Annotated in this window: 14 protein-coding genes; all 14 read right to left on the bottom strand. The window is 54.8% G+C overall.

Annotated elements, in window-relative coordinates:
* A partial coding sequence (locus tag HWX34_RS03135; RefSeq protein WP_218645037.1) for a DUF262 domain-containing protein occupies positions 1 to 850 on the bottom strand: 850 nt, incomplete at its 3' end.
* A 202-nt stretch (positions 851 to 1052) separates the two neighbouring features.
* On the bottom strand, positions 1053 to 4103 hold the full coding sequence (locus tag HWX34_RS03130) for a type I restriction endonuclease subunit R (protein WP_178970945.1): 3051 nt from the start codon (positions 4101 to 4103) through the stop codon (positions 1053 to 1055).
* The gene (locus HWX34_RS03125) at positions 4100 to 4780 is read right to left on the bottom strand and encodes a retron system putative HNH endonuclease (protein WP_178970944.1); all 681 of its coding nucleotides are present in this window, start codon (positions 4778 to 4780) and stop codon (positions 4100 to 4102) included. Before HWX34_RS03125 ends, HWX34_RS03130 begins: the two co-directional genes overlap by 4 nt.
* A gap of 29 nt (positions 4781 to 4809) precedes the next feature.
* A complete protein-coding gene (locus HWX34_RS03120) occupies positions 4810 to 6105 on the bottom strand; it encodes an AAA family ATPase (protein ID WP_178970943.1) in 1296 nt (431 codons plus the stop codon).
* Positions 6102 to 7385, bottom strand: coding sequence for a restriction endonuclease subunit S (locus tag HWX34_RS03115; protein WP_178970942.1), 1284 nt, complete (start codon positions 7383 to 7385; stop codon positions 6102 to 6104). Before HWX34_RS03115 ends, HWX34_RS03120 begins: the two co-directional genes overlap by 4 nt.
* Entirely contained in the window at positions 7375 to 7851 is a 477-nt protein-coding gene (locus tag HWX34_RS03110) for a hypothetical protein (protein ID WP_218645036.1), read from the bottom strand. The genes HWX34_RS03115 and HWX34_RS03110 overlap by 11 nt, the downstream gene beginning before the upstream one ends.
* On the bottom strand, positions 7848 to 9836 hold the full coding sequence (locus HWX34_RS03105) for a class I SAM-dependent DNA methyltransferase (protein ID WP_178970941.1): 1989 nt from the start codon (positions 9834 to 9836) through the stop codon (positions 7848 to 7850). The genes HWX34_RS03110 and HWX34_RS03105 overlap by 4 nt, the downstream gene beginning before the upstream one ends.
* Positions 9833 to 10195, bottom strand: a complete 363-nt coding sequence (locus tag HWX34_RS03100) for a MarR family transcriptional regulator (RefSeq protein ID WP_218645035.1) — start codon at positions 10193 to 10195, stop codon at positions 9833 to 9835. The genes HWX34_RS03105 and HWX34_RS03100 overlap by 4 nt, the downstream gene beginning before the upstream one ends.
* Before the next feature lie 106 nt (positions 10196 to 10301).
* Positions 10302 to 10805: a 3'-5' exoribonuclease gene (locus tag HWX34_RS03095; protein ID WP_178970940.1), complete on the bottom strand. Its 504-nt coding sequence runs from the start codon at positions 10803 to 10805 to the stop codon at positions 10302 to 10304.
* Positions 10799 to 12742 (bottom strand): TniQ family protein, encoded by a 1944-nt coding sequence (locus HWX34_RS03090; protein WP_178970939.1) that lies wholly within the window; start codon positions 12740 to 12742, stop codon positions 10799 to 10801. Before HWX34_RS03090 ends, HWX34_RS03095 begins: the two co-directional genes overlap by 7 nt.
* A gap of 42 nt (positions 12743 to 12784) precedes the next feature.
* Positions 12785 to 13774: a TniB family NTP-binding protein gene (locus tag HWX34_RS03085; protein WP_178970938.1), complete on the bottom strand. Its 990-nt coding sequence runs from the start codon at positions 13772 to 13774 to the stop codon at positions 12785 to 12787.
* Complete coding sequence (locus HWX34_RS03080; RefSeq protein WP_178970937.1) at positions 13771 to 15741, bottom strand: DDE-type integrase/transposase/recombinase; 1971 nt, start codon at positions 15739 to 15741, stop codon at positions 13771 to 13773. The genes HWX34_RS03085 and HWX34_RS03080 overlap by 4 nt, the downstream gene beginning before the upstream one ends.
* Positions 15719 to 16429 (bottom strand): TnsA endonuclease N-terminal domain-containing protein, encoded by a 711-nt coding sequence (locus tag HWX34_RS03075; protein WP_178970936.1) that lies wholly within the window; start codon positions 16427 to 16429, stop codon positions 15719 to 15721. Before HWX34_RS03075 ends, HWX34_RS03080 begins: the two co-directional genes overlap by 23 nt.
* A gap of 628 nt (positions 16430 to 17057) precedes the next feature.
* Positions 17058 to 18566: a lysine--tRNA ligase gene (gene lysS / locus HWX34_RS03070; protein ID WP_178970935.1), complete on the bottom strand. Its 1509-nt coding sequence runs from the start codon at positions 18564 to 18566 to the stop codon at positions 17058 to 17060.

Below are 18566 nucleotides of genomic sequence, written 5' to 3'. Positions count from 1 at the left end.
CCCATGTCTGCGGCAAGCCATCTTCTTGTGCAACTAGCTCGAACAGCAGCCCGATCCGGTTCTGTGTGGGAGCCGACTTGTTGCTGATGAAGTACCAGAAGGCATCATTTTGGAGGGACTTTTCTAGTTGATCCCACTCGTAGGCGATGCGCAGCTGACCACTTGTAGGATCAGCTCCGGCTCTTGTGTTACGACGTAAAAATAGCGCGCGGATGAGCTCATCAGACGTCAGAGGTATCTTGCCCACATTCAACCGGGTAAAGGCCTCTACTGGGTGGTCCCCCTCAGCTAGTTCGAACCAGATGAGCTTAACCTGGTTGAGCAGCGCAGCCTTGATCGTTTCCACCTCGCTATCGTGCTGTGCAAACCAGCCCTCGATGATCTGCATAGCCTGATGGAGGTGAAAGTTGTCGGCATTGGCCTCCGCCTCCACTGGAGAAGGATCGGCCAGAAAGTCCGCCAGCTTAGGGCGAGTTTCATAGACTAGCAGGTAGAGTGGCTGACGGAAGCGTTCGGCCAAGCGCTCGTTGAAGTGGCGCATTATCAATAAAAGACTGGTCAGACGCTGTTGGCCATCCACTACCTCCCAGTCCCCCTGTGGCCGCGCCTTGATCACCAGCGGCTGCAGGCAGTAAAACTCCTGGGGCTGAGGATTGGGACGCTGAGTGAACTCACGGATATCGTCTAGCAGCTGGGTCACCTGGAGCGGGGACCAGCGGTATCCCCGCTGGTAGGCCGGTATGAAGAAGCGCTGTGGATGCCCATCCGAATGGAGGGTGCGTAGCTCATGGACGGTTTTGAGTTGGATCTGTGGTGTTGTCATAACAGGCAGGCCATCCGGGTCAGTCATTCATGCCTTGCTTTATTAGCAAGGCGAGCGTGGTTAATTTTTGTCATGTCGGAGCGCTCGGTACTGATGATGAATTGCTCCAGTCAGGGACTAGGACAGGACTGGCTTAAGCTGTTCCAGCCAGCCAGCCAGCCGGAGCCGACTGGCCTCCCTAGCTTATGAGCACTGGTGCGGGTTGCTGCGGGCGAGTGTCGCCAGCCTCTTACTCGCCTTTCCCCTTCGGGTGTGGACTACGAAAACGAGAATAAACCTTGCGTGAAATCCACTCCGACACTAGGGATTGAAAGTCCTTCTCGTTCATAAAACGCGCAAAGATGTCCTCGTTCTGCTCCATGCGCTCGATAAACAGCGTCTCCAGAAGACCTGAGAACAGAAGAGCAAATTTCTCCTCTGGGTTGACGGCAGCGGCTTCGCGCAGCGAGCCATCCTCGATTGCCGCCTCTATGATCTGGTCAAAGAACAGTTGGTCGGCATCGGTGAAGTCTGTGCCAAACCTTTCGTTGATGACTTCGATCAGGCTCGAAAGTGGGACGTCATCGTCGTGACGTGCACCTGAACCAACTTCGCGAGGACCGTCCAGCGGCTCTGCTTTTCCGTCTCGCAGACTGATCGATCCCTCACTGATTTTTTGCAAGCGGTAATACTCCAGCCGCACTTCGTCATCAAAGCTATAGCGTTGGCCGGTGGTGCGCTTGGGGAACTTGGGTGAAAGGAATCGGAAGAAGGTATACAGACGCTCCAAATCTGAATCCTGGTAGGGAACGACTTGCGACAGAAACGCGTACAGATTGCGGAAGGCATTGAGCTTGCCACGCCATAACTCGGCCTGCTCCTCGTCTTCCTCCTGCAGCGCCTTGAAGCGATCCACGGCCGGATCGAGCGCGGCATTCATTGCCTGGTGATCAGCCTGGCTCTGTCGTTGTTTGGGCTTGAAATAGATGCCGATGAAGCGCTGCACCTCCTCACCCAGATAGATACCCGAGGCATCGAGCTCTGCCTTGATGGCGTACATCCTGTTCGGGTCAGCTTCCTCACCCATTTCGCTGCCCTCGTAGTATTCCTTGAAGGCTGCCTTGATCTCCTCACGGTCGTTCACAAAATCCAGAACGAAAGTGTCCTCCTTGAGGGGGTGCATGCGATTCAGGCGCGAAAGTGTCTGCACCGCCTGAATGCCCGCAAGGCGCTTGTCGACATACATCGTGTGCAGCAGAGGCTGGTCAAAGCCCGTCTGGTATTTCTCCGCAACCAGCAAGACCTGGTATTCCGGCGAGTCGAATTTTTCGGGAAGCTCGCCTTCCTTGATTCCGCCGTTCATCCCAACCTCGGTCCAGGTCCTGCCCGGCACTTCGTCGTCCGCCACTTCGCCGGAAAACGCCACCAAAGTCTTGATCCAGCTATAACCCTTTTCGCGGATATAGGAATCGAAGGCCAACTTGTAGCGCACGGCCTCCAATCGGGAACCGGTTACGACCATTGCCTTGGCTTTACCGCCAACCTTGTGGCGGGTGACGGCATTGAAATGCTCGATCATCACCTCGGTTTTCTGGGCGATGTTGTAAGGGTGCAGGCGCATGAAACGGGCCAGTGCCTTGGCCGCCTGTTTGCGCTCGACGTTGGGGTCATCCTCGCTCGCCTTGACCAGCTTGTAGTACGTAGCGTAGGTCGTGTAGTTCTTCAGCACATCCATGATGAAGCCCTCTTCGATGGCTTGCCTCATGGTGTATCGGTGGAAAGGTTGACCTGCTTTGCCCGCCTCAGCCCGCCCGAATACGGCCAAGGTCTTGTGCTTCGGTGTAGCCGTAAAGGCAAAGAAGCTGAGGTTGGCCTGGCGCCCGCGCTTGGCCATGCTGCGGTAAAGCTCATCCAGATTGTCGACGCCTTCTTCGACTGCGTAGCGTGCCGCTTCTTCCCGCAAGACGTCGCCGCCCAACACTTCCTTGAGGTCCGTTGCCGTTTCACCGGATTGGGAGCTGTGCGCCTCGTCGATAATCACGGCGCAACGTCGGGTAGGGAGTACTCCATCGGAGTTCTCGCCGCGCTCCTCGGCCATCTTGGCCAGCTGCCTGGTGACAAAGGGAAATTTCTGCAAGGTCGAGATGATGATCGGCACGCTGTTGATCAGCGCCTCGGCAAGTTGCCGTGAATCCTCGTTGATCTTCTGAACCACGCCTTGCCGGTGCTCAAATTGGTAGATCGTGTCCTGCAACTGGCGGTCCAACACACGGCGGTCGGTAATCACAATCACCGAATCGAAAACCTTGTGGTCGGCCTCATCGTGCAACGAAGCCAGACGGTGCGCCAGCCAGCCGATAGTGTTGCTTTTGCCGCTACCAGCTGAATGCTCCACCAGATAATTGTGGCCGGGGCCTTCCAACCTTGCTGCATCTTCCAATTCGCGTACGGCCCGCAGCTGGTGGTAACGCGGAAAGACCATGGTTTCCTTCTTGATCTTTCGCCCATCGTCGGTGCGCTTTTCATCCACTTGCAAGTGCATAAAGCGGGCAAAGATATCCAGCAGACTGTCGCGCTGCCACACTTCCTCCCAGAGATAAGCCGTGCGATAGGCACGGCCCGCCGGATCGGGCGGATTGCCCGCGCCGCCATCCCGCCCCTTGTTGAAGGGCAGGAAATGCGTGGCGCTACCGGCTAGCCGGGTTGTCATGAAAACCTGCTCGGTATCCACAGCAAAGTGCACCAGCGCTCGGCGCTTGAATTCAAACAGCGGCTCACGGTGATCACGATCCTGCTGGTACTGGGCAATTGCGTTCGTCACGGCCTGCCCCGTCATCGGGTTTTTCAGCTCGGCAGTGACTACCGGAATGCCATTGATCGACAGCACCAAGTCCAACTCATTGGTATTGCGCTGGCTGTAGCGCAACTGTCGGGTAACGCCGAGGCGGTTGGATGCGTACTGAGCTGCCAGCTCGGGGTTCATGCCATGGGCCGGCTTGAAGTAAGCCACCCGTAGTGTGCGTCCATAACACTTGAAGCCATTGCGCAGCACCGCCAATGTGCCGTGAGTGTCGAGCCAGTGGGTCAGGTCTTTCAGGACTGTGGCTTCGGTGTTGGTGCCGTGTAGGGCTTCGAGCTTAGCCCATTCTTTGGGTTGTGCTGTGCGAATAAATGTCAGTAGCACCTCAGAGAACAGCGCGCGATCACCATCGTATTTGTCCGGTCCGATTAATTCGTAGCCAGCGCCCAGCAAGTAGGTTTCGATGGTTGACTCGAACGCTTCCTCTGAATGAATCTTCATATTCTTCCTGCCTGACGCGGATTGAGTTGATTTCCCATATTGTCGAAACAAGCGGGAGCAGCCTTGAAGATTGCGATGAGCTCACACTTCACGTCGGCGTGAGCAGCAAAGACACTCATCCAGATACTGAAGAATCCCGTTTCTTCGGCTTGCCCCAGTATCGACTGACGCTGAATATCTGTTGGATTCTGCTGGTAAGCAGCCAGTGCAATCTGCGCTTTGACCCAGGCGTTTTTGCGTCGGCTTGTGATGTCGTAGGCGAGCCCCAGTGACTGATAGCTGGCAGCCACAGCGGGTGTCTGATCCAGACCTGCCATCTCAAGGGTGCGCTGGGCCATTTGCTGATGCACAATAGAACCGAGTCCTGCTGACACGGAAATCCGTCCATGTTGATCGTAGGAGTAGGCGGAGAAGGTATTGTCCAAATGCGGCCAAGCCTGATTCCGCAATATTCCAGTTTGCCGATTTGCGTCCTGATAGTGTCTCTTGTATGTATTGCAGGACTTACAGGCGAGCAAGAAATTGCCCCAAGTAAGTGCGAGTCTGCCGTGCGCCTTTTGTGGCTTGACGTGTTCCACATCGAGGTGCATTGCCTCAATTGAGCGCTCACAATATGCGCAGAACTCGCCCATCGCTGCGATCAAATTTGGCTTCGCCTGCTTGTGGTCGGTCAGCACAGCTCCAGTCTTGATGTGGTTTACGGGCCTCACGGCGTTCCTTCTCCGTTTCGATTGCCTTCCCGGAATGCGGCGACACGTTGGACCTCTAGAAACGCCCGGTATGCAGGTTCATCTGGAAAGGGGGCCACCAGTTCTTCAAGGCGTGCCTTGAGCTCGCCCAATTGCTGCTCATCACCGGGTTGAGCGGTTTCCAATAATTGGTAATACTCGCGGGCGGCGTCGAGCATCTGGGTGTAGCGGGGGACAATATTCGGATCTTCGATCCCCATAACCTTGGTCGCCACTTCTTCAAGTCCCCTATTGGCATACTCGCCAGGATCTTGAAGTGCTTCATCGTCGAGATTTTCGCCAAGCAGGCGCAACTCGCCAGGGCGCAAGGTCTGGACAACAAATGGCGAATGCGTCGTCAGAATGAACTGCATACGAGGGAACGTTCGCCGTAATTTTTCCACGATTTCGCGTTGCCACTGCGGGTGCAGGTGCAACTCAACTTCATCGACCAGCACTACGCCCGTGCCCTGCAATGGATCGTCAAGCTCGGGGTTTGCCAGCACGAGACGCCTGCAGAGATCGATCATCATCGCCAGCAGCGCCCTTTCACCATCGGACATTTGGGTCAGATCGAGAGTTTGACCTTGCTTGGAAACGAGTAAGCGCAGCGGCTCCTGCTCGACGCGAATATCGCTGAAGCCAGGCAAGAATTCCCTTACAGCCCGGTCTATCGTTTCCAGCGTTCGCTGATTTTTTTGATCGCGGTCTTCACCTCGGACAATGCTGTCAGCCCATCCACGATAACGGCTCATGAAATCGCGGAAGTCGATCTGGCGGTTAAACAGCGCGCCGTGGTAAGCGGCCGATTGGCTTTGAGGCAAGCCGGTGAGCAAGCGCTTCGGCAAACGATAGGCAGCGCGATCAGTGGTGTAGTAGACGGCAATCGGGGCTGCGTCACCGGCCCGTTGTGGGTCGCCATAAATTCGACGAATCTCACGCTTGATTTGCGGCAACAACTTGCCCGGCCGCTGACCCTCTGCCGGGTCGTAATCAATCGCAAATTCGACGGGAATGTCTTCGAACGATGCAGAAAGCGAGATCTTCAGTGCGTGCTCGCCTTGATGAACATCCTGCGGCTTGAGATATTTGTAGCCGCCCCTTGCGGGGGTGACCTGCGGCAGCAATCGAGAGAGCAGCAGAGAAAGGGCATCGAGAATTGCGCTTTTACCGCGTCCGTTGACACCGGCAATGACAGTTACACGCTCCGAGAAAGCAAAGCGTTCGCTGCGGAACGGCCTGTAGTTCGATACTTCCAGTTCGCGCAGTATCATGCAGCCATCTCCCCAGCATCCAGTTGCCCGGTTACTGCCGCTGAAATCAGCGCCGAGCGGCGTTCTTGCAGCAAGGTAATTGTGCGCTCGGTAGCGCTTGCAAGGGCATCAAGCTTTTGTGTTTCGATCTGAACGTGTTTAACAATCGCCCGCTGTTCATCCAAGGGAGGGACTGGCAACCACGCCTCATAGAGTCCCTCCGGATACAGTCGCAGGCGTGATGACCACACGCCTTTGGAATAGCGCGTGATCTCTTCGACAAAGCGCGGAGTGCGCACCAATAGATCCACGTATTCTGGATCGAGTTCAGCCACAGGCTGATAGACGTTGTAGGCCGGGCTGACAATGCCGGGCTGGCGGGCCACGCCCATTGCGCCCATCCAGGCCCACAGGGTATTGATGACCAGATCGCCTGCCTGGCAGCGCTTATAGCCCTCTAGGCTCTCGGCCATAAACATGTTCACGTCCTTCTCGGCGCGACTGGTGACGCCGGTCAGGTGCGAAACCGTCAGTAACTCCTCGTCACCGGAATCGGAACGATCATCGCGCTCGGTGAATAGCCACTTGGCACGTTCAACCTGCCAATGGGCTGGAATCTCGCCGAGCCAGGGAACGTCGGAGTCGCGGCGTGGTGCATCTTTGTTGAGGCCCTTAGTCAGAAAGTCGGCGATGATGGCACGGCGTTTATCGGCGAGAAGATTGAGCAGCCGTTGCTTTTCAGAAATCAGTGTGTCGAGCCGAGTGGTTTCTGAATCCAAGAAGTCAGCGATTAATTCTTGCACTTGCGGTTCTGGATACGCAATTTGCAGCTCACCGAATTTGTCGACTGTGAAATGAGCAATAGTCGCCTTATTGCACAGCACGTCGAACCAGCCACTCCAAGCAATATGCCGAAGCACATAGCAGAGATATCGAGTGCTGTTTCCGTTCTTGCTACGCACACGATGTAGGGCGTTTTGGATGATTGCCTCATCCGGAAGACCGCCAGAGTAAATGGCTGCTCTCCCAACTTCCCCACCCTCGCATACGAGGAGATCACCTTGAACGATAGAGCAGGACTGTATTTCGCCTTCGCTTGCGTACATGGTCGCAACATCGCTCAAACTAATTCCAGACCACTGTACATTGGCAGCGCGCAGATACGGCACGAGCTGATCCGCTGGATTTCTGGGCTCGGGTTGAAGCATCTTCCCTAGCACGATGTCAAAGAGAAATTTGGCTTCAGCGACTTTCCAACTCGATGCCTGAATTGGCTGATATGGAGGGTACTCAGTTGCCATTGCCACCCTCCTCCGTCCGATACGCCTGCTGCGGATCGTTAGGCTCATCCGGATTGATTATCACCAATCGCCCACCCCACATCAGGGGGCGCGGGTAGGAATTGCGCACATGGTGGGAATCGCTGTGCAGTAGCAAGGCTAGGTCGCCCAGCAACGTGGCCAACAAAGCCCGGCGCGCGATTTCTTCATTCGGGGAGGGGTTAGTTGGCAAGACCTCGAAGTTGTAAGATAGGGCTTCGAGGTTGGCAGATAAGACTGAGGACTTGGTCGGTAAGCCCGCTTCGTCGCCCCCCTGCCGGGCATCGCGCAGTCGGCACAAGGCTCCGCTGGCGGCCAAGGCATCGACCTTGTTCAGTTCCCGGTAAGTGTCGTTATCGATGCCCGCCCCCTTTGTGTCGCGTTTGACCTCGATGTGTTCGTTCTCATCAAGGAGGTTCAAGCTTTCTAGCAGTTCAACAGCAATCACACGCTTTTCTCCTGGGTCACCTCGCGTAAAAGCCGGACGATTTCCTCTTCGGCACGTTTCAAGTCGGCATCAATCTCACTCAGCACACGAGGGGTGGTGAAGCGATAGAAGTGCCGGTTGAAATTGATCTCGTAGCCCACTTTGGTTTTTTCGTGGTCAATCCATGCATCCGACATGTGGGGGAGAACCTCACGTTCGAAATAGACCTGTACGTCTTCCTTGAGCGGCACATTCTCGAAATCACGCAGCTTGGAGTTGGCTTCATATTCAATCTTGCCGCCGGATTTCTTGGCAATCACGGCTTTTGCCTTGGGGTCGATTTTCGTGAAGGACTCGCGGAAGGCTTTGACCTGCGGCGCGCGCCATTTGCTGTCTCGATTTTTCAAGATGGCTTGAACCTGCTTCCAGGTAGCGTTCCAGTCCAGGCTCGGGTCACGGCCAATGCTTGCATCAATCGCCTGAAGGTCGTCCAGCAGATCCGGGCAAGCATCAAGGAAGCGCTCTTTGCGTTCGAGCGTAATCTGGAATGCCAAACGCAAGGGGCGCTCAATGGTCAGGCGGTTGTAGCCGAAGTCCGCGTTGTCGAAAACCTTGCTGGTGGCGCTATCGTGCATGTCGCCATACTCACGGACGATCTCCGTTATATGGGCATCGGAAAACTCCCGACGCTTGTCACCCAAACTACGACGCAGCGATTGCCAACGGTCACGCCCATCGATCAACTGGATCTTGCCCCGGCGGCGCGCCTCCTTACGGTTGGTGACGACCCAGATATAGGTGCCAATGCCGGTGTTGTAGAACATCTGCTCGGGCATGGCGACGATGGCTTCGAGCCAGTCGTTTTCGATGATCCACTTGCGGATTTCGCTTTCACCGGAGCCTGCGCCACCTGTGAACAGAGGTGAGCCATTAAAGACAATGGCCAAACGCGAACCGTCAAGATTTTTGGCAGCATCAACCGGCTCAAACTTGCTGACCATATGTTGCAAAAACAGAAGTGCGCCATCATTCACGCGCGGTGTTCCGGCGCCAAAACGGCCCGCGAAACCATGTTTTTCATGCTCGCGTACCACCTCTTTCTGTTGCCGCTTCCAATCCACCCCAAAGGGAGGGTTGGCAAGGAAATAGTCGAAGCGCTCGTCCGGAAACTGGTCGTCGATCAAGGTGTCGCCGAACTTGATTGTCGAGGTTTCCTTTTCTTCTGGGCCTGTGCGTAGCAGCAAGTCGGATGCGGCTACTGCGTAAGAACGCGGATTGAAGTCCTGCCCATAGACGTACAACTTGGCACCCAAGTTGTGTTGCCGAAGGTACTTACGTGCCTCGGACAGCATCCCGCCCGTGCCGCAGGTCGGGTCCAACATCTTTCGCACAGTGCCAGGCTTGGTAAGCAAGTCGTCGTCGTGCATGAACAGCAGGTTCACCATAAGGCGAATCACCTCACGAGGCGTAAAGTGATCACCGGCCGTCTCGTTTGCCTGTTCGTTAAAGCGCCGGATCAGGTCTTCGAAGAGCAAGCCCATCTCGATGTTATCGACAGCGCTGGGGTGAAGATCGACCTCGCAAAACTTCTTGATGACGAGAAACAAGATGTTGTGCTCACGCATGCGTTCAATTTCGTTACCGAAATCGAAGCGCTCAAAAATCTTGCGGACGTTTTCTGAAAAGCCATTGATGTACGAAACCAGATGCAGATGGGCGTTATCTGGGTCGCCCTTCAATTTTTCGAAACTGAGCGGTGAGTGATTGTGAAAGCGTTGCCCGGAAATTTTGTTGAGCACACTGTCTAACGCTTCACCGGCCAGCTTGCCTTGATACTGGGCGTACTTAGCCAGTACAGCATCCTTGGTGCTTTCGAGCACGCAGTCAAAGCGCCGCAGCACGACCAAGGGCAGCATGACACGCTCGTATTGGGGAGGACGATAAGGGCCCCGGAGCAAGTCGGCGATGCTCCATATGAAGTTGGACAGTTCGTGGCTCTTGCTCATTTGCTTTCACCTAACATAATCAAAAATTTGGTTGCCAAAGCAATCGGTTCGATCTCACAGACATTTTTCTTCGACTTAATCAGGCCATAACCCTCCATCATCCGAAGCGTGCGCGACAGATTCGGCACTTGCCGGCCGGTGAGTTCGGCAAGTTCAGTGAGCGACTTGGGGCGTTTATCACGGATGAGACGCAGCAAGGACTGGTTGTCTTCAGACAGCACTGCCGCCATCGTGGCCATCGATTGGAACCAGACAGTCGGCTGGCTCTTGCCCGGAGGCGGCTCCTGTTCTCCAGAACGACGAATACTGACAACGCAGCGCTTCATCTCGGATGAACTGATTGGCATGGCATAGGTCATGCATTTTATCAATGTGGCACAAGTGCAGCCAGCGCTTGTTAAACAGGCTTAGTCTGTTCCGCACCCCATGGACAGCGGGTTACGCTCTATCACCTGCGGTCACCTCTCACCCCTTGCGAAGGCAGTCGCGCCGGCGTTTGTCCATCCATGCTAGCCAACCAGCGCGATGAGCATGAGCATCGTGTAATGCATGATGCCAGGGTCGACCTGGTTGATCGTGATAAGCGGTCACAGCTTGGTCGAAAACCGTCGTATCGATCAACGGACGCAAGTCGAACCAGCCAGTTAGATTAGTCGGCCACTGACCGCCGATCACCGTTCCCAATACTTCGCGGTCAAACTGGCTATCGCACGCGATCGTCACATTTCGGGGCAGGGTGGCGAACCAAGCACGTAGTCGGACGGCCAGGTCGAGGCGCTTGACCATCGCTCCTTCGATCTGGCCCAACAGGGGCCACACTGTTGAGCGCACAAAAGCGTTGCAGCGATTACGGTCAAAGTCTTGAAGTTCCGCGTAGAAAACGTGCCGACCGTCCTCGGACACCATGCCGATGCTGATCGGCTCGCGGTCGGCGAAGTCGGCAAATTCGGTGTCGAGAAAAATCAACATGCGCCACCTCCACCACCGATAGTCTTACACGGCCATGTTTCGGCGGATCCGTGCCGTTTAAGGAAGTCTTGAACGTCTTGCCTTAAAAAAAGATAGGTTGTACCACCATCTACCATTGGTCCCGTCACCGGTATAAGTCCCCGATTGATCAGTGCACGTGCAACATTGCTTCTGCCGTAGCCTGTCATTTCCTCAAGAGCATGTCCCCAAAGATAGCGCGACTTGAATCTATCCAGGGTTGTCTTGGGCAAGCTCAGTCCTCGCGTTCTTTCAGGGGGTAGCAAGTCATGCAGGAAACCATGGTCACGTAGCCAATGCAGGGTATAGCCCTTAAGACCAAGGTAGCGGGCAGCAAGTTGCATCGTGAAGAAGGGCTGTGATTGCCAGCGAGCAGTAAACCAGGTCTCAAACTGCTTCATATCAAGCATCAAGCCCCTGATTCCCGGATAACAGGGATCTCGTGCAATGCAGTCGAGTTCCCCTGCCCGGATAGCGTTCAGCAGGGTAACAAGGTCAGCGCCATGGCTGCTTCTTGAGCGGCAAATCTTTTCGAGCGAGATCACGCTGTCACAATCTGGGGTCGCATGAACTTGGATGTTCAGCCCGCCCAATAACTTATCAAGGTCGGACTTTTCGAATACCCATCGGAGGCGGCGTTCATTGCCCCCTTCAGGTTGATAAACTGCGGTGAGCAGCCCGCCTTTCACGAATAGTCGCACGCGTGGAATGGTGGTCGCCAGGTATTCCGCAGCCTGTGCGAGTGTGAACAGCTTTCCCTCACTGTTTTGCTTGAAGCGCAGGACTGACTGTCGGTCGATGACCAGAAACCTCAACTCTCCCTTGGATTGCTGATACCAGCCTTGTATGTGTCCTTGATTGACGAGGGTGATCAACTTCTTACGGGTAATACCAAGCTTTTCCATGGCTTCTTTGGCTAGGATGGTCGGATGCTCGGCGGCAATGTCGTCTGCAAACCGATGCCGGTCAGCGATGACTCCTTTCCAGTGCTCAGAAACAAATCGTTCGAATTCATGACGGACGAAATGAAGCTCCGGATGGGTGAGAGTGCGATTGAGGGCAAGTAGCTGAGCGCCCACGAATCGGTACATGTGCAGCGCATGTGCTTGCGATTGGTCACACAAGCCCAGCATGAATGAATGAAAGGACCGGGGCCAATGCGTGAGCATCTGGGCAGCACAATCGAGTACGGGAAATGCGATGGCAATACGATGGTGGTCCGGTACCTTGAGCGATTTCTTGAGCTCCCCGTAGCGACCGTTGCAACCGAGCGCCCAAAGTAGATCGAGAAAACGTGGCAGGCGGACATCAGCCAACAATTGGGCCAAGCCGACCTCTACGGGGTGGGGAGGTTTGAAATTTGTATCGGAACTGGTTGCCTCAGCGAGTTTGATGCTGATCATCTGGGCAATCTGTATCACGCTGTCGGATACGGCAGAGAGTGGGCCCACTGTAAGCACCTGCCCACAACGACAATGTGTCAGGCCTCCGCTGTACCACCCTACTGGTTGGTTGCATGACGGACATTGTTCATGGAGTAGTCGTTGGTGATTTGGGCAGGCAACCTGCAGGGTGATCAGCCACTCGGCTTTCCAGTAACCACCTTCCCGCAAGCAATCTGGGCACCACCGACGATGATCAAGGCTCCAGTAAGTAGATTTGATGCCAAGCTTCTTGTTGGGTTGAATTGGCAGGTCGGAGCTTGATGGGCCCCACAGGTTTTGTTGCAAATCCGGACCGTGACCGGTGGCCAGTTTCACAAACTCCTCAAAACTCTGTGCTGGCATGCCGATGTGCTTGCGGTAATTCTGCAGCCGCGGCAGCGACTGAAAATCATTGGCTGCCCCCAGGCGCAGCAGATAGCCGATCGTACTTTCGGATGGTTTCGGTAAGGGACGAACGGGAAGAAGCGGAATCATCACAATAACGCCCGCCAGTGCTACTAGCGGGGGCTCCTATGGTTAAGTTGCTGAGGTGGCCATAGCCGAGAAGGCCGTCGGGGCGAAGAGCTCGTTCGCCTTGTTCAATTGCCGACGAACAAATTTCTTATGGAACGGGTTCAATGCCCCTACGCCTTCAGCCCACAGGTTCTGGCGAAATGACTCCTCAAGCATCCAGTTTTCAACAGCTTTCTTCCCGTTCTCTAGACGGATTTCCATTGCGCCAATTAGCAGCTTGCTGAGGTAGCCGATCAACCCATTCGTGGCGTAGAACAGTCGGTACAGCATATCCCCATCGTGGAGGCCAATTGGGGTGCCACCGTGGATTTCGCTATCAAACCAGCTGACCACTCCGGCGAAATCAGCCGCTGAGTCTTCGTCCTCGACCGAAAACGGTGTGAGATGATGCACACCATCCAAGCGCCGGCGCAGCTGCTCGTTGGTGCTCAGAAGCGCTTGCCCGTAGGGAAGTCCTGCAAGTACAACAGGGATCTCAATCTGGTTGAGCAGCGTTTTGAGCCACTCGGTCTCATTGTTTGACCCGAAACTGCGCTTGTTGGCACCGAGTAAATGCTGCACCTCGTCCAGCATCAACAATTCGACCTTAAGTTTTTGCAGTGAAGTAATCACCCGGTCGGTCTTTTCGTTGACTGTGCCTCGGTAAGCCATTGGGACTCCCATGGCCTTCAAGATGTCCTCGGCTACGCTGCGCACGGTCGGTGAGGATTTGATCTCGACATGCAGTACGGGAATCCGCCGGAACTCGGTCTCCTCGGTCGCTGGGAAGTAGTGGACGTACTCCTCAAGTACCGAGCTTTTGCCGGCCCCTGAGGGGCCGAGGATCATCAGATGGCGAGGACGATTGCCTGCGAGCGCCATTTTGTGAATCCTGATGATGCGACGGTACGCTTCCTCAAAAGCAGGAAAGAGAAGGCGCTGCTTTTCGATGGCTTTGATCGCGTCATATACATTTGAGGTGTCGGCGATCATGTCTGTGGTGAGGGGGATCATGGTTGACCTCCTTTCCCCAGAGGATGGGAGCTCGTTTTGAATTGCCGTGGAATCACGGGTGGCAGGACCTGCTGAATGGCTTTTAGAGACGCTGGTTCTGCATCTAGACTTGTTGCCGGAGCCTGCTGAGAATTGGTACCTGACAATCTAGCTGCCCGTTTGCGTTTTTGGAGCTTCTTACTAGCAAGTTGCTCGCCGATTACCTGACGAATCTGTTCTTTGGCTTGGGCGCGTTTCAGGGGATCGGTTTCCGATAGACCGGCCTCGCGCAACTCCTGACAAATGAGCTGATGGACCTCCAGACGCAGGCCTGAGGCATAGTCAAATTCGATTGCTGGTACTTTGATGGCTTCCCCGGTGCCAGGATGGACGACGTAGATGTGGCCAAGGTCGGCTCGGTTATAGCGAACCTGTACGGTTACCTTCTCGCCGTATTGGTGGCGGATCGGATAGACCTCCCGGCTGTTGTAACGCAGGTTGAACAGCTCGATGCCGTAGTGCCAAAGTACCCGTTCTTCCCCCTCGGTCAACGCAACATCCAGCACTTTCAGATCCGGTAAGGCGGGTGGGTTGTCATGGATGCCGTCCTGCCACATTCCCAGCGGCGTACGCTTGAGGCCACGATGAAACTTGACCGAGTACACGTCGACAATCCAGATGTGTAGGGCATGCATGAGTTCGTCGAATGTGGCTACGGCGGTTTTCAGCGGATCGTATCCATGGCGTTCCATCCAGTTGGAGAGGCTGGTTCCTGCCTGTGCATGCAGAAAGTTGCGAGAGATCGAGCCCAAGGCTCGCTCGATCATTCCTTTGAAGTAAGGTTTTCGCTTTGGGCAGAATTGCAGAATGATGCCAAGCTCGAAGCAAGCTTGCTCTAGGGCGTGGCTATGAAACTCCAAGCCGTTGTCGCAGACCAGGACCTGCATGAGACCAAAGCAGGGCCATGTCCCCTCGACGCGCGGGTAGCACTCATTTACATAAGACTTCGGCAAGATTGCATTCCGTAGGCAGCCGAATACTGCTTCGGTACTCGGGCCTCCGAAGCTGACATAGATGCCGAGAATCATCCGGCTTTTACGGTCGATGATGACGGTCAGCCATGGACGACCGAGCGGCATGCCGGTTTTTTCATCTACGACAAACAGATCTACTGGTGTGTGGTCGACTTCAGCAGTTTCCAATATGAACTTGGCTTTGGGGCTGTCCAAACTTGTGCGGAAGCGGAGTGATGCTTCTTGCTTGCCAAATTTGGCCACAGCTTTCTCGTAAGCCGGGTAGGCAAGAACTGCTCGACGTATGGTGTCATAACTCGGTAGAGGCAAGGCGCTATCGGGCGCACGCATTTGGTTCAAGGCATGAACCCGGACACGTAAGGCATCATGAAGGTTCACAATGCTTAATCCCGGTACTTCCAGATAGCGGGTTTCGATCAGTTCGATGAGTGCTTCCTGAACCTCGGTTGGGAAGCGGCAGCCAAACCATCCACGGGAATAGGGCTTTTCCAGCAAAGCGAACGGATGATCATTATGCTGCAGCTTTTTTTTGAACCATCTGTATATGGTTACAGTCGAGGGGACCTCAGGGTCTTCAAGTTGCTGAGCGATGTATTCGAGAAGTGGCCGGAGCTTGGCTGGAGTGAAGACGATCTTATTCCCCATGGCCGAGAGCGCATCCAGATATTTTTTCCGTCGTAAGGCTTCCTCAATTGCTTTCTGTCGATAATTGCACAGCGTATCGGGTGGTGTACGGTTCTGTTCGGCCACGAACGGAGGGTTGGCGACCGGCTTAGATGTAATGCGCCCACTGGCCCATAGCTCCAGAAGCTTCTGTTTGGTGAACTGGCACACGACTAAGGAGGCGATATCCTCCAGTGTTACGAGGTTGCCGTTGATCACCCGGACGACGCTGACTTCTCGCCCGTCCAAGAGGAAGGCGCTGCCATGGTTAAAGCGAATTGACGAAGACATAGTCGGCCCCCTGTTCCGTCAAAGTGATCACCGTGTCAGTGGTGACCGGCTGATCAAGATCGCAGCTCACCAGTCTATGGGCCACTAGGTGCATGATGGCCGCCAAGTTCCCTAGTTCCTGCGCAAGCTCGCCGATGGTTGCCCGGCTGTTGTGGCCAAAGTGGCTCAACAGTTGCTGCCTTGCCAGCCGGTCCTCTAGTGAGAATGGTCGACGCAAGTAACGGTGCAGTTGCTTGAGGTTGTCTAGCCGATGTGGCGTTCGAATGGTGTCACTTGTGAGCACAATGAACTCGTGACCTTGGCGCTGCATGGCATCACGGATGTGTTGTAGCTTTTCGTTAACGTCCGGCCTGGCAAGGGAACGCGCCGGTTTTACCTCAACGATCAAAATCGAGCCGTCGCTTATCGTCAGGGCGTAGTCAGGGGTATAGCGCCGGACTTTATTTCCCATCGCGTATCGGAACTTGAACGGCTGCTCCTTGATATCGACAACTTGTGGAGCAAAGTCGAATAGGTATAACGCATCGCGTTCTAGTAACTGTTCGAACCCAACCATTCGTCTTGCAGTGACGGATGGAAAGTTCCCACGAATAATGGTTCCTGTGGGAGCGACGATTTGACGAGCTGGCGAATGCGTTTCTCTCTGCCAACCTGACCATGGGCCAGTAGCATGTGCTAGATATGTCATGAATTCTCTCCGATTTCGTCAGCGAGAGGACGTGACTATGCCTCTCGACACAACGAGTTCGCTTTAAAAAGACAAACGCAGCTTGACCTTAGGGGGAGAGGGAACGATACTTGGCTTGTCGAAGGCCCTTTATGTATCGAGTTCAGCTCGTACTCCCAAAGGATCAAGTGAGGGCAGGTGCGAAAGCATCTGCCCTTTCTTGTTTGTCCTGCTTGGACGATTCAAAAAATTATTTATTGCGCTAATAGACCTCCTCGTCATTGATGCTTGCTCTCAAATTTTATAGTAGCCACATTGAGCAATTTTTCAGGTGAAATATATTAGACGTTACCGTAAATATTTCCAATTAAATTATTTTAATTTTCACCAATAAAATTTGTTTCCAACGAAATTGTGAAATAAATAAATTTGTATTGTGATACAAATAAAGTCAGAAATTTCAGATAATAATTCTGCAGGCTTATTTCTTGTAAATTGAATAAGGCCGTGTGAAAGTCAAAACATCACAGGCGTAAAAAAAGCCCCGACGTAAAGTCGGAGCTTTTCTTGAGCAAGCACTCAGTTTTTCACCTGAATGCTGAAAATTTGCATCAACTCTGCAAACCTACATCTGTAGGGGTAAAGCTGTTTATTCCGGGCGCATCTGCGGGAACAGAATCACGTCGCGAATGGACGGGGCGTCGGTCAGCAGCATCACCAGACGGTCGATGCCGATACCGCAGCCACCGGTCGGCGGCAGGCCGTATTCCATGGCGCGGATGTAGTCGGCGTCATAGTGCATGGCTTCGTCGTCACCGGCGTCCTTCTGCGCGACCTGGGACATGAAGCGGGCAGCCTGGTCTTCCGGGTCGTTCAACTCGGAGTAACCGTTGGCGTGCTCGCGGCCCACGATGAACAGCTCAAAGCGTTCGGTGATGGACGGGTCCGCATCGGAACCACGGGCCAGCGGGGAGACTTCCACCGGGTAGTCGATGATGAAGGTCGGGTTCCACAACAGGCCTTCGGCACATTCTTCAAACAGGGCCAGTTGCAGGCTGCCCAGGCCCGGCGCCGGCGGCAGCTTGCCACCCAGGCGCTTGATTTCGCTGGCAACCCAGGCGGCGTCGGCCAGTTGTTCGTCGGTGTACTGCGGGTTGTAGTGCTTGATGGCGCCCACAATGGTGAAGCGGTCGAACGGTTTGCCCAGTTCCACTTCCTTGCCGTTGTAGCTGATGGTGGTGCTGCCACAGACGGTTTCGGCACAGCGGCGGATGATGTTTTCGGTCATCTCCATCATGCGCTGGTAGTCGCTGTAGGCTTCGTAAAACTCGATCATGGTGAACTCGGGGTTGTGGCGTGTGCTCATCCCCTCGTTACGGAAGTTGCGGTTGATCTCGAACACGCGTTCCAGGCCACCCACTACCAGGCGCTTCAGGTACAGTTCCGGCGCAATGCGCAGGTACAGCGGCATGTCCAGCGCGTTGTGGTGGGTCACGAACGGTTTGGCCGTGGCGCCGCCCGGGATGGGGTGCATCATCGGGGTTTCCACTTCCAGATAGCCTTCGCTCACCATCACGTCGCGGATCTTCTGCACGATCTGCGAGCGCTTGATGAAGGTGGTGCGGCTATCTTCGCTCATGATCAGGTCGGCGTAGCGTTGACGGTACTTTTGTTCCTGATCGGTCATTCCATGGAATTTTTCCGGCAGCGGACGGATGTTCTTGGACAGCAGGCGCACTTCGCTGGCCTTGACGGTCAACTCGCCGGTCTTGGTCTTGAACAGCTCGCCACGGATGGCAATGATGTCACCCAGGTCAAAGTGTTTGAACTCGGCATGGGCTTCTTCACCAACACCGTCATTGGCGATGTAAGCCTGGATGCGGCCGCTGCCATCCTGCAGGGTGGCAAAGCTGGCCTTGCCCATGACGCGCTTGAGCATCATGCGGCCGGCAACGGCAACCTCGATCTTCTCGGCTTCCAGCGCGTCCTTGTCTTTACCCGCGTGTTTTTCCTGAAGATCCTTGGCAAAGTGGCTGCGTTTGAAATCGTTGGGGAAAGCGACGCGTTTTTCGCGGATGCTCTTCAGCTTCTGGCGGCGTTCCGCCATGATCTGGTTTTCGTCCTGACTCAGGGATGATGCTTGTTCACGTTCAGACAT

This window comes from Aquitalea sp. LB_tupeE (assembly GCF_013391415.1).
GTDB lineage: Bacteria > Pseudomonadota > Gammaproteobacteria > Burkholderiales > Chromobacteriaceae > Aquitalea.
This window is presented reverse-complemented; position numbering and strand designations above follow the sequence as displayed.